This window comes from Candidatus Xiphinematobacter sp. (assembly GCA_016766635.1).
Classification (GTDB): domain Bacteria; phylum Verrucomicrobiota; class Verrucomicrobiia; order Chthoniobacterales; family Xiphinematobacteraceae; genus Xiphinematobacter.
In genome coordinates this window covers 209,847-221,970 of record CP068473.1, presented here as the reverse complement: position 1 = coordinate 221,970, position 12,124 = coordinate 209,847, and the positions used below count along the sequence as shown (strand labels likewise).

13 protein-coding genes are annotated in these 12,124 nt (G+C 50.6%); 2 read left to right on the top strand and 11 right to left on the bottom strand.

What is annotated here, in order from left to right; translation table 11 throughout:
* Window positions 1-478 precede the first annotated feature (478 nt).
* Window positions 479-1,513 carry a bifunctional diaminohydroxyphosphoribosylaminopyrimidine deaminase/5-amino-6-(5-phosphoribosylamino)uracil reductase RibD gene (gene ribD, locus JMM79_01005; protein ID QQY08543.1) on the bottom strand — a complete coding sequence of 345 codons (1,035 nt, stop codon included), beginning with the start codon at window positions 1,511-1,513 and terminating at the stop codon, window positions 479-481.
* Window positions 1,514-1,881: 368 nt separating this feature from the next.
* Between ribD and JMM79_01000 the strand changes: the two genes are divergently transcribed.
* Window positions 1,882-2,343, top strand: a complete 462-nt coding sequence (locus tag JMM79_01000; GenBank protein QQY08542.1) for an Hsp20/alpha crystallin family protein — start codon at window positions 1,882-1,884, stop codon at window positions 2,341-2,343.
* A gap of 32 nt (window positions 2,344-2,375) precedes the next feature.
* Complete coding sequence (locus JMM79_00995) at window positions 2,376-2,780, top strand: Hsp20/alpha crystallin family protein (GenBank protein QQY08541.1); 405 nt, start codon at window positions 2,376-2,378, stop codon at window positions 2,778-2,780.
* Between the two features lie 62 nt (window positions 2,781-2,842).
* On the opposite strand, the gene folK is transcribed toward JMM79_00995, so the two are convergent.
* From folK to serS, 10 genes are all read right to left on the bottom strand, one after another.
* Window positions 2,843-3,415 carry a 2-amino-4-hydroxy-6-hydroxymethyldihydropteridine diphosphokinase gene (gene folK, locus JMM79_00990; GenBank protein ID QQY08540.1) on the bottom strand — a complete coding sequence of 191 codons (573 nt, stop codon included), beginning with the start codon at window positions 3,413-3,415 and terminating at the stop codon, window positions 2,843-2,845.
* Window positions 3,412-4,173: a 4-hydroxy-tetrahydrodipicolinate reductase gene (gene dapB, locus JMM79_00985; protein ID QQY08539.1), complete on the bottom strand. Its 762-nt coding sequence runs from the start codon at window positions 4,171-4,173 to the stop codon at window positions 3,412-3,414. The genes folK and dapB overlap by 4 nt, the downstream gene beginning before the upstream one ends.
* Entirely contained in the window at window positions 4,170-5,060 is an 891-nt protein-coding gene (locus JMM79_00980) for a 4-hydroxy-tetrahydrodipicolinate synthase (protein QQY08538.1), read from the bottom strand. Before JMM79_00980 ends, dapB begins: the two co-directional genes overlap by 4 nt.
* An 18-nt stretch (window positions 5,061-5,078) precedes the next feature.
* Window positions 5,079-5,891, bottom strand: coding sequence for a diaminopimelate epimerase (locus tag JMM79_00975; protein ID QQY08537.1), 813 nt, complete (start codon window positions 5,889-5,891; stop codon window positions 5,079-5,081).
* Window positions 5,892-5,914: 23 nt separating this feature from the next.
* Window positions 5,915-6,709: a tryptophan synthase subunit alpha gene (locus JMM79_00970; GenBank protein QQY08730.1), complete on the bottom strand. Its 795-nt coding sequence runs from the start codon at window positions 6,707-6,709 to the stop codon at window positions 5,915-5,917.
* 142 nt (window positions 6,710-6,851) lie between these two features.
* Window positions 6,852-7,967, bottom strand: coding sequence for a lipid-A-disaccharide synthase (gene lpxB, locus JMM79_00965; GenBank protein QQY08536.1), 1,116 nt, complete (start codon window positions 7,965-7,967; stop codon window positions 6,852-6,854).
* Window positions 7,964-8,914 carry a Gfo/Idh/MocA family oxidoreductase gene (locus tag JMM79_00960; GenBank protein ID QQY08535.1) on the bottom strand — a complete coding sequence of 317 codons (951 nt, stop codon included), beginning with the start codon at window positions 8,912-8,914 and terminating at the stop codon, window positions 7,964-7,966. Before JMM79_00960 ends, lpxB begins: the two co-directional genes overlap by 4 nt.
* Entirely contained in the window at window positions 8,911-9,729 is an 819-nt protein-coding gene (gene lpxI / locus JMM79_00955) for a UDP-2,3-diacylglucosamine diphosphatase LpxI (protein ID QQY08534.1), read from the bottom strand. The genes JMM79_00960 and lpxI overlap by 4 nt, the downstream gene beginning before the upstream one ends.
* Window positions 9,716-10,819 (bottom strand): tRNA lysidine(34) synthetase TilS, encoded by a 1,104-nt coding sequence (gene tilS / locus JMM79_00950; GenBank protein QQY08533.1) that lies wholly within the window; start codon window positions 10,817-10,819, stop codon window positions 9,716-9,718. Before tilS ends, lpxI begins: the two co-directional genes overlap by 14 nt.
* Entirely contained in the window at window positions 10,749-12,035 is a 1,287-nt protein-coding gene (gene serS, locus JMM79_00945; GenBank protein ID QQY08532.1) for a serine--tRNA ligase, read from the bottom strand. The genes tilS and serS overlap by 71 nt, the downstream gene beginning before the upstream one ends.
* Window positions 12,036-12,124 lie beyond the last annotated feature (89 nt).

Here is a 12,124-nt window from a genome sequence, read left to right as displayed (position 1 = left end):
CAGTCTTTGAATCCTTTGATCTGTCACACTTCCTAGTAAGCCTGTCACTAAGGCGCTGGGAGTGGGTTTGCCCTCAGTAGGGGAGGTGGAGTAGAAGAGCATTAAGTGGATTGCAGAACTTTGGAACAATCCCGGAATTCTCTAAATACACGGAGAAAGGATGTAGAGAAGCAGGTAATCTGGCGAAAGGTCTTGTTTGTCGCCTTTTACAGTAGCCCTGGCCAACAAACAAACAGCAATGGTGCAACGCGAGTGTGTGTCCCCGTGCGCGTCCATGGTTTGTTTCTCTGGGAGGGAGAGGCACCTAATAAAATAAGTACGTGGAGGATACATGGCGGTTTTGTTTTTCGGCAGCATCCCCCGCAGAAGGCAGTTCCACTCGGTTGTCGAATCCCTCTCGTCCCCCCTTTACCGCGCAGGAAGCTTCCGACACAACCCACTGGCTTATTTGACTGAACAGCTACGGTGGTGTCTTGGGCTAACTAGCAGTCATTGGGTAGGCTTCCAGACGGATGTCATCTCCAATACGTGTATACTGGACTCTAGTCAGCCGTAGTGCCTGAGCGAGAGAAAGGATGCCTAATCCACCAAAGGCTGGCACCTTCCCACCTAAAAACAGCGGGGCATAATAGAGGCAGAATTTGTCAATGACACGCTGATCTAGTGCTTCGCCAAGCAAGTATCCTCCTCCCTCGATTAGTACGGACCTAATGTTGCGCGTTCCTAAGGAGTAGAGTGTTTCTCTAAGGGAGCTGTTCTGAAAAATCAGGGTGCGATTTTGGTAACGGTCAGTGAAAATCTTTGCATATGGGGGCAGGCTTTTTTGCGTCCAAACCACCCGCCAAGGTTGCGGCCGAGGAGGCACTCCACGCAGTGTAAGACGTGGATTATCAGTCCGAATTGTCTCCCCTCCAACTAAAATAGCGTCTACAGTGGAGCGGAGGTTCATGGCATCTCGTCGGCTAGCGGCGCCGGTGATCCAGCGACGTCTTGGGTGAGAAGAGATATAACCGTCTAGGGACATAGCAACCTTGGCAATGACCAATGGAGTTCCAGTGCATATCCATTTATTCCACCCTTCGTTAAGAAGGAAACATTCTTCCTCCAGAATGCCGGTGGTAACCTGAATTCCTGCGGATCTTAGTAAACGCACCGCACGGCCAGCATGGAGAGGGTTTGGATCGAATGCTCCAAATATTACCCTGGAAAATCCTACTGTAGTGATGGTGTCGGTGCAAGGAGGCGTTCGTCCAGCAGTAGAACAGGGTTCTAGAGTGACAAAGAGCTCGGCTCCGTGGGCTTCCCCTGGAGATTTTAGCGTTTGCAGCGCCTCTATTTCTGCATGAGGACCGCCAGCCTGGCGGTGAAAGCCTCTCGCGATAAGGCACCCATCCCGTACAATAACAGCTCCCACAGCTGGGTTAGGGCTCGTCCATCCAACACCCTTTGTGGCCTCAGCGAGGGCCCTTCTCATCCAGAAAATATCCGAGGTAGTAGTGAGCCCTGTTTGCATGTCAGCAAGCCAACCCGGGCGATATGAGAAAGGAATTCCACTTCACGGCAAGGATAAAATGATTGGGGCCACCACAAAGCTACCAATTCTTGTAGTCTACTTTGTAAAACGGATCGGATAACCTGGTACTTGAATACCTGAGAAATTACGGACATTTTCTTAGGTAGCAGGCTTAAAGAGGTAACCGTTAGTTGGGGAGGGCAGCCAAATAGTTGTTGCTAATTCGGATTACAAAGTGTACGCTGCACGGAGCCTGAGTATGTGGGTTGGCAAGAGGCTCTACAAGGCCCTTTTGTGGGAAGGGGGAAGGGGGGCTTCTGGGATACGGCGAAGTGAAGTAGGAGCTAAAAAAACGAAAGGAGGAAGGAATGAGCAGACTTCAAAGACTGCGAGACTATGAGGTGTTTCCGTGGGAGGCGTTCCACCAGGCGTCATCGCTGCGTGATTTTTTTAACCATGCTCTCGAGTGGATTGCCGAGCCGTCCTTTCTAAGGACCCCGTGGAGCCGTCATTTCCTTACCATGGATGAAGAAGAGGATAGGATCGTCGTAAAGTTGGAGCTAGTGGGGATGGGACGGGAGGATTTTGAAATTGAGTTGAAGGACAGCTTGCTTACCGTTTCTGGCCAGCGTAAGGCCGACCAGCAAGCAAAAGAGGGGGAACCACTCCGGCGAGAGCGGTTCTTTGGGAAGTTTTCTAGATCTATTAGTTTACCCACTGGAGTGAATGAAAGTGCGGTGACTGCTTCCTACAAGGACGGTATCCTGGCTATCGTCTTGCCTAAGAGTGAGAAAGCGAAACCAAGGAGAGTTACAATCCATGCGAGCTAGGGTGGTTTTTGTGATTTTTTCCACACAGGATTATGTCTCAAGAAGAAATTGTTTCCAAACCGGGAAGTGAGGTAGATAGAGTGGAGCGGGCCGCTGGCGGTTCGTTTTTTGTTACTCCTGCTGCAGATATCTGGCATAATAGGGATGGCTATACCCTGGAAGTAGAAATGCCCGGTGTCAACAGGAATGGCGTAGAGGTCTCCGTTGAGGACGGCAAGTTAATGGTGACTGGGCATCGTCAGCTGGGCCAGTGCCACTCGGGGGGGCAGTCGCCGCATCGGGAAGAAGAGGGGGAGAGGAGGGGCTACCGGCGGGTGTTTGACCTTTCTCCGGAGGTGAATGCCTCTGGTATTAGGGCTAATTTGGAAGAAGGCCTCCTCACGCTGCACGTACCGAAATCGGAGAGTGTGCGTCCAAGGAAAATCATCGTGGAGTAGCGGCGTTTGTCCGTTCCCCCCCCTCCAAGGGGCCTTTCTGAGGAGTTTGAGGTGGGGCCTTCCTAGTCTCTGGAGGAGAAGGAGAGAGTCTGCTCGATTCTTCTCACGGAGGGAATGGTTGGCAGCAGGGCAAGCTGTTCTTGGACTGTCCTCTTCTCTCTAGGGAGGAAAAGGTGGGGTGCAAAATCGGAAAGTGGGGCAAGAACGAACCTGCGCTTTCCAATCTCTGGATGTGGAAGTATGACAGGGCCGAAGACTCCTTGGTAAGAGTCTTGGTATGAGTTGAGGTAAAGCAGGTCCAGGTCCAATGGGCGTGGAGCATGTCGACGGCGCGGGTGTTTTTTGCGGCCGGCGAGGAACTCCAGCCGCTGAAGCTTCTCCCAAAGGGCCTCCGGCCCGGAGTGCCACTCAATTTCTACAACGGCGTTCAGGAAGTACCCAGAACCCGTGGGGCAATCCACTGGAGCTGTTCGATAGATGCTTGAGGAGTAAGTAATGGGCTCTGAGGAGGAAGAGGAGAGCGTGAGAATAGCTGCTGTGGCTTTCCGGAGATGGAACAGGCTATGTCCTAGGTTGGACCCTAAAGCGATTCCTGCTCGGTAATCACGGGAGTGGCTGGAAGAAGGCAGTTTCATCTTTCCGGTAATCCAAGAACGTCTTGCATGCTATAAAGCCCAGCGGGCTGCCGCAAGGCCCAAATGGCAGCCTGTAAAGAGCCCAAGGCAAAGGTATCCCGACTGGAGGCCTTGTGGGCAAGTTCGAGACATTCTCCGCTACCAGCGAATATCACGGTGTGCTCCCCAACGACATCTCCCACACGGAGGGAGTGCACCCCAATCTTACGATTGGGACATGGTAAGGCGGATGCCGTACCCTGTTGGCTACTGTGTTCCGTTCCTTTCAGAAGGGAAAGGGGGGAGTGCACCTCTGCAAGGATTTTTTCCAATCTTGCAGCAGTCCCGCTAGGGATATCCCTTTTATGTCGATGGTGCATCTCTATAACCTCTGGGTCAAAGTCCGTGCCTAAGACCTCCGCAGCTTTACGGGTAAGCCAGAAAAGGAGATTTACACCGGTACTGAAATTAGGGGACAGGACGATAGGGATAGTGCGTGCGTACTGCGCAAGAGCGGTTCCTATGGTGCAAGAATGCCCTGTAGTACCGATGACGATGGGCTTACCAGCATGGGCTGAAGCCTTAACAAAGGGCAGTGTTGCTTCTGGCTGAGTAAAGTCGATAGATACGTCACTATGCGAGAGCGCTGCTTGGAAGGAGTCATTTGAATTAATTTCAGCAGCAATTCGAAAGCGCAAGTCCTCCCTAGCACATGTAGAAACTGCCTTGCCCATCCTGCCGCGACTACCAGCGATGAGGAGTCGAACTGGGGGAGTCATGATAGCAATCCTCCAGATTGTAGTGTATCTCTAATACAGACCTTGCTAGACTCGGCGAGCTCACATAGTGGGAGACGGACCTCCTCAGAGATCTTCCCAGGATGCAAGGTGGAAAGCGCGTACTTTACTGGCACGGGATTGGTTTCTACAAACAGACTTTTAAAAAGAGGAGAGTATCTGTGGTGCAGCTGCATGGCCAGCCTGGACTGGCCCATCTTCCAGGCGTGGACCATCTGGTGGATTTGTTTCGGAATCACGTTAGAAGCCACACTAACAACCCCCTCAGCACCTACCGCCAAGAAGGGCAGGGTAAGCGAATCATCACCGGAAAGAATGGTAAACGAATCAGGCAATTCCCCTCGGAGTTGACTAACACGCTCCGCACTTCCCCCAGCCTCTTTAAGGGCAACAATATTTGGACATTCCCTTGCCAGGTGTATAATCGTTCTCACATCGATTTCTACGCCACAACGGCTTGGAATATTGTAAAGGATTAAGGGCAGATTGGTGGAAAGAGAGATTTCTCGGTAATGTCGGTAGAGGCCCTCCTGAGAGGGCCTATTGTAATATGGTGCTACCAGGAGTGCGCCATGTGCACCCAATTTTTCAGCTTCTTGAGTTAGATGGACAGCCTCCGCAGTGGAGTTGGATCCCGTTCCAGCAATAACGCGTGCAGCAGAGCGTCGCACTGCTTCGATGGCTACTTGAATAGCTTGTGTATGCTCTTCCATAGTAAGTGTCGGAGATTCTCCAGTAGTTCCTACAGGAACGACCCCATCTACCCCAGCTGTAACCTGTTGTTCAATTAACCAGCGATAAGCTGGGATATCTAATTCCCCCCTACGAAAGGGGGTGACGAGAGCAGTATAAGTTCCACAGAATTTCATAGGGTTAAGCGAGGCTACTCAAAAAATCTCCATTTCTCCATCAAAAACAAAGCTAGCAGGGCCTCGAATACACACATCACGTGGCAGGTCGGAGGAGAGTTTAAAAGCAACCTGCAGGGTATCTCCCCCGCGCACTGTAACACGGATTGGTGAGGGAGTAGCCGTGCGTATGTGATGGATAAGAGCACTTGCAGCAACTCCAGTACCGCAGGCCAAAGTTTCCGCTTCTACCCCCCGTTCGTAGGTTCGGACACGCAAGTGATTAGTGGTAATAACTTGTACGAAATTGACATTCGTCCCTAGTGGGGAGAAAGATTCGTGAAAACGAATCCCCCTCCCACGTCGGTTTACATCTACCTCCTCCAAAGCCTCTACAAAAACCGCTGCATGGGGAACCCCAATACTGAGAAAATGTATCTCCTCTATTACTCCTGACACTTGCAAGAAAGCAGGCGGACGACAGTTGCTGGGTTCGCTCATCTGAATTTCTATATTCTGTCCCAGCAATACGCTACGAATAAGGCCGGCCGGAGTTTCAAAAACAAATGTCCTCTGCTTGCTCTTTGAGATACGTTGAACGTACCGAGCAAAGCAACGAGCGCCATTTCCACACATTGCTGCTTCTTGACCATCACTGTTGTAATAACGCATCCGGAAGTCGCCTCCATTTTGGGGTGGCTCTACAAGAAGCAATCCATCAGCCCCCACCCCATAACGCCTATCACAAATTTTGGTGATTTGGGGAGAAGCCAGACTGAGCCGGTGAATCCGGTTGTCTATCAGTACGAAGTCATTACCGGAACCGTGCATTTTCGTGAAAGGAAGTCTCATAGGGTGCAACCGAAGAGGGCAGTCTATGTCGTCTGTAGGGTTTCAACAAGTGGTTCCACAAATTCTTTAATCCGTAGTAGCCATCTCGGGGAAGAGGCGTGTTCGGCAACTCGACGTACAATGGCACTACCTACTACCACTGCATCCGCGTAACTAGCGACGACCCTCACCTGGTCAGGAGTAGAAATGCCAAACCCAACTGCTATTGGAAGAGAGGTATGTTGCCGAATACTCCGCACCTGAGTATGGAGAGTTTTTGCAAGCTCAGGTCGCTCCCCAGTAACCCCCTCTCTGGAAACACAATAGACAAAACCTTGCGCAGCTTTAACCAGGCATGGAATCCGCTCCTGTGAGGTTGTCGGGGAAACAAGCTGAATGACCTGCAGCTGGTGGTTTCCAATAACTAAGTCTTCATTGCAAGAAACTTCATCGTGTGGCAAGTCTAGCACTAGAAGTCCGTCTACTCCTACAGAGACAGCATCTGCTAAAAACCTTCTAATCCCGTAAAAATAAATGGGGTTAAGATAGGTAAAAAGGATAACCGGGAAGGAAGATGATTCGCGTACGTGGCTGACAAGTTCTAAAATTTTTTGCACATTGGCCCCCGCACGCAACGCGCGCTGGACGGCTGCTTGAATAATGGGGCCATCCGCCAGTGGGTCTGAAAATGGGATTCCTAGCTCCAGCATGTCCACCCCCAACTCTTCCAGTACTTGGATAATTTCTAGCGTACCTTGTAAGGACGGATCCCCCCCAGTGATATAGGCAATCAGGCCCTTTTTTTTCTGAGAACGAAGGCGAGCAAACACCGCGTCCATCCGGGGTGGCACGGGCACTCTGCAGGGATTAAGATAGGGTGGAACTCTATCCATGAATGGATAGTAAGAGGAAACGGATCTGCCCATGGCTGTCAAGCCTAGCCTTTCTCCACAGAAGAGCAGCGCAGATTATTACCTTTTCCTAGGAAATAGCTGCCAAAATGGCCTGTGCTGCTCGCGTAGCAGCTCCGGATCCACTAAGGGTGGTTATGACTGCACGAAACTTCAAAACCAATTGTCGGCGATCTGAATCAGAGTATAGCAGTCTCAGGCACTCGTGAGCAATGGCCTTAGGTTTTGCTGAGTTCTGGATGAATTCTTTCACGACGAGTTGCCCTGCAAGGATGTTAACGATGCCAAGAAATGGCACTGTGGCGATACAGCAACCTACCCAAAAAGTAATCCAAGCTGTCTTATAAATAAGACAGTATGGAAGCTCAAAATAAGCGGACTCAAGCGTGGCTGTTCCCGAACAGACGATCCCTGCATAGGCACGTTGCATCAGACTGTAAGCAGTGCCCGTGCAAATATGCACTGGAATCTGAGCTTTTATTGCTCTGTTGTGCATCCACTTAGCGTGATTCTCATTGGCCGCTGCTGCCTCAAACTGAATGCTTGACCTTCTTTCCAGAAGAAGGGAGGCAGTACGCAACATAATAGGAAAGATGCGTTGTACCTCTTTCCATCGACTGCCAGGAAGTAAGGCCAGCAGATTACTGTTACGTCTCGCATGAAGGTGTTCCCTTTCCAGTTTCTCTACAAGAGGATGGCCAACAAACCGGCTTTCTAAACCAGAAGAGGCATATAGCCCCTTCTCAAAGGGGAAGATACAGAGCACTAGATCTAGGAGTTTGGCCATTTTGATCGTACGCCCCCGATTCCATGCCCAAACCTGTGGACTAATGTAGTAGAGAATTTTGAGGCCGGGAAACAGGGAGCGTGCCCTCCTGGCTAATCGCAAGTTGAAGCCGGGATAGTCGATAAGCAGTAAGGCATGTGGTCGTGTATCGCCCACACGTTGCAGTATATTGAAAAACTTCTTACGGAGCCACGGGTAAATCTTGAGCACATCCCAGAGACCAGTTACGCTAGATCTTTCCACCCAATTTTCGAACGGTTGAGTGGAGAGGCGTTCCATTTTTGGCCCACCTGCCCCATGGAAGACTATGTTTGGATCTTGCTTAAGGAGTGCCTCCATAACTGTAAAGGCATGATGATCCCCGCTAACTTCTCCAGCAATTACCCAAATTTTTCTCACGAAGGGAGAGGGAAAGAATCGTGGAGGCCACTGTGCCGAATCTGGCGAGTAATTTCGAGTGCAATGTCTAATGCGACTGCTGCTTCATAGCCACTAACACGCGGTCTTCTTTTTTCGCATGCGCAGGAGATGAACGAAGCAAGCTGGAATTTCAAAGGCTCCCCACGAGAGACTTTTAGTCGGTCTGTCACAATTTTTCCATCTACCAGCCGGTGTATTTTGCTGCTTTGGCGATAGTAATCGAGAGAAAGGTAGGCATCTTCTTGGAAGAGACGAATCTTTCGGAGCTTTTTATTGCTAATACGGCTGGCAGTAGCATTGGCTATGCACCCATTTTGAAAGCGAATCCGAACATTCGCAATATCCTCGCTCTTGCTAAGAACGGCTACTCCTACCGAGTCCATACTGATGACCGGTGACTGTACAATATGCAACATAACTTCAATATCGTGGATCATTAGGTCCAGAACTACCCCAATGTCCGTGTTCCGATAAGGGTATGGAGAGAGGCGAGTGACTTCCAAAAAGCGGGGATTCCATAGTCTACACTCAAGGGCTTCCAATGCAGGGTTGAAGCGTTCCACATGACCCACCTGAAGAATGCATTGCCTTTCCTGAGCAATTAGGACCAGCATATGAGCGTCCCTTGAGGTGCCCGCGAGGGGCTTTTCTACCAATAGATGCTTGCTGCGTTCAAGTAGAAATCGGCTAACCCAGAAATGTGTGGCCGTTGGGGTACAGATTGTCGCGGCATCTACGCGGTTTGCAAAATCCTCCATAGAAATAGCAACAGGAACGCAGTATTTCCTGGAAATAGCTTCTGCTACCGTGCGGTTTGTGTCGAAGACAGCTGTCAATTGGCACGCATGGTTAAGCTCTGAACACACCCGCACGTGATGCGTGCCCATCTGACCGAGACCGACAACACCTACTCTTAATGGATTCATGAAGTCTTTAATCCATAGATAGATAGAGAGTGGAGGTTGGCATACTCGATCAACCTGTCCTTTTCTAATAGGAGAGTGCAACGAGCCTCTATACCTATAGATCGGATTCGCGCGCTGCTTGCGCATTCTAGCGTGGTGAGACCAATAGTAGGTACGTCGAAGCGCATGTCTTGGTTTGGCTTAGCCACCTTGACAATGGTAGCACTTTCTCTTCCTAGTCTACCTCCACGAAGAATAGAGGCATTTGTTCCCTCAAATGCCTCCACAGCAAGTACTGTCCCTTTACGGACAACTACTGTTTGACCAATATCCAGCCGACTAATCTCCTTGGCAATTTGGTAACCAAACAGAAGATCTTCCATCGCGGAAAATGTAACTTTTGGGCCGGCCAGAAGGCCCTCGCCGGCCAGATGGTGGTCTAGGAAAGTGGTGGCAGGAAGTAGCTCAACACCTACATGGGCCAGTTCGTCCGCTACCGCTCCAAATAGAGTTTCTGCGTTTCTTTTGTGGAGACGAGCAAGGAGGAGGAGAGCTTGCAAGTCCAGACGAAGATCGAAAAGGTTTTTTGGAGCAATTTGTCCAACAGCCATTGCATAGTCCGCGCCGGACTTCCGTGCAACGGAGAGGAGATGGCTGAGTCGTCCGACCTGGACGGTATACATTTCATCAACCCACCTGCTAAGTTCTGGTGAAGTTTCCCCTTCAAAGGCAACTAGAACAATGCGCCTTACACCGGCTGCGCGAGCAGAGTGAACCACAAGGAATGGGTATTCTCCACTTCCAGCAATCAGGAGCAAATTTTCAGGCGGGTACATGCTGCAACTGGTTAACTAACAAATATCGCACGGCTTTTCTGCAAACTTGCCTTGAGCGTGGCGATTTTTCCAGGAAGAGCATACCAGATCGCCGCCGGGCATGGATCCTGAAGGGCAAGTTAACTTTTGCTGGTTGTGAAATTGGAAGGATCGTTAGGCTACGAACGCGCTCCACTGCAGCAAAGCCTACCTCCGGTACCCCTTGCTTCAGTAACCATCGCCGCAAAATTCTCCGTTGGAGCGCCCTAGGGAGAGGATAAAGCTCGTTGTAAGCAAGCCGTGGTGTCTTGCAGGAAAACCTCTCGGTAATCTCTCTCATCCAGTCTTCTTCATCCGCAAGGATTTCTGCGCAACGCAGCATGGCTCTCCGATAGTTGATTCCAAATCTCCGATCTAAGAAGGGCAACAACTCATGACGGATACGGTTCCGCATCAAGTTCGTATCCTGATTGGTAGCGTCCTCCCGAAATGGGATTTTCCTTTCACAAGAGAACTGTACAACTTCCGAGCGAAAAAGTCTAAGCAGTGGACGGATGATACGTAAGATACCCTCTCTTCCCTTCTTTACTCTGCGTGCCGATTCCATCCGCATTCCAGCCAAACCCGCAGTACCTGTTCCGCGAAGAAGATTTATCCAACAGGTCTCCAGTTGATCATCAGCATGATGGGCGAGAAGAAGGGTACTGCAATGCGCCTCTTTGGCAACCTCAGCAAAGAATGTATAGCGCAATTCGCGCGCTGCCGTTTCAGTGCAGAGCCCGTGATCAGAGGCAAACTGCTCCGTTTGTGCTCGTGCCAGCTTAAGTGATAGACCTAACTTTTGTGCCTGATAGATGACGAAGCACTCATCCATTCTTGCTGCCGCTCCTCGCAACTGATGATTAAGATGGCATAGAGTAAGCTGCCGGTACTCAAGTGCTAACAATCCGTAGAGGAGACACATAGAGTCACGACCTCCAGAAATGCCTACGAGAAACTTAGTCTCAGGAGGGAATTGGGCAAGACCCTCAGAGAGCTTTTTAAGAAACGGGTTCAATGCAGTCTGCTCGAAAATATCCACGTAGCGATTGCGGAAGCAGTACAGATCCATCTGACTGTACATGATTCTCAAGGAGGGCCACATATAGACGGGGAAGAGCGGTTCCGGAGCCGTTAAGTGTATGGGCAAAGCGGATTTTTCCACCATAGTCCTTGTATCGGAGGTTCATACGTCGGGATTGGAAGTCGCGGAAATTTGAACAGCTGGAAACTTCTAGAAAAGACTTCTGCCCTGGAGACCATACCTCAACATCATAAGTGCGCGAAGCGCTAAAGCCGAGATCACCAGCGCAAAGCTCTACCGTGCGGTATGGAAGGTTCAATAACTGTAATACCTTTTCTACATCAGTAGTGAGCGACTGTAGCTCTTGCTCTGAGTTCCCAACCTCACAAATTTTTACCAACTCTACCTTGTCAAATTGGTGCAGACGAATCATGCCGCGCGTGTCGTGGCCTGCCGAACCAGCCTCTCGCCTAAAGCAGGGAGTGTAAGCTGCGAGGCAAAGCGGTAGGTGGGAAATGCTAAGGACTTCATCACGAAAAAGGTTTGTTACGGGAACCTCTGCTGTGGGGGCGAGGAAGAGACTACTTTTATCGCCGCTAATGGCATACATATCTTCCTCAAATTTAGGCAATTGGCCGGTACCAACCATACATTCACGATGAACTAAAGAGGGAGTGTTGACTTCTCGGTAACCGTGTTGCATGGTGTGGAGGTCTAGGAGGAAGTTTAGTAGAGAACGTTCTAAGCGGGCTCCAGCTCCGGTCAAGCAGAGAAAGCCACTGCCGCTGATCTTTGTCGCTCGGTCAAAATCAAAGAGTCCCAGACGTCTTCCGATGCTGATGTGGTCTTCTCTCGCACCGGTTTCTGGACTTCCCCAGCTGCGAAGAGTGAGATTGTCAAGAGCACCCGCCCCATACGGGACGGCTTCCGCTGGGAAGTTGGGAAGCTGAAGTAGAAGGTCCTTTTGGTGAAGGCCAAGTTGTGTTGTGAGTGAATTTAGGGTACTTATTTCCTCACCAAGGGTTTGCGCGGTTGCCTCAACCTGCCTGAGCTCCTCTTCTCCGCCTTGCCTACGTAGCTTTTCGACCTGCCTACTGAGACGCCTGCGCTCTGTGCGCAGGAACTGGAGGCGAGTCCTCGCTAGCCTACAATCAGTATCGCATTTCATTACTGCATCAACCTCGGCATCCAGAGACCGCCCGCGCGTGGAGAGCTTGGCCTTTGCCAGGCCAGGGTTTTCTCGGATAAAACGGATGTCAAGCATGCAACGAGAACCAAGTAGAAAATTTGGGTACAGGGGGAATCGTATACACAGCCCGTAGTATGGAGATAGTGAACCCTTTCGGGGTTGCC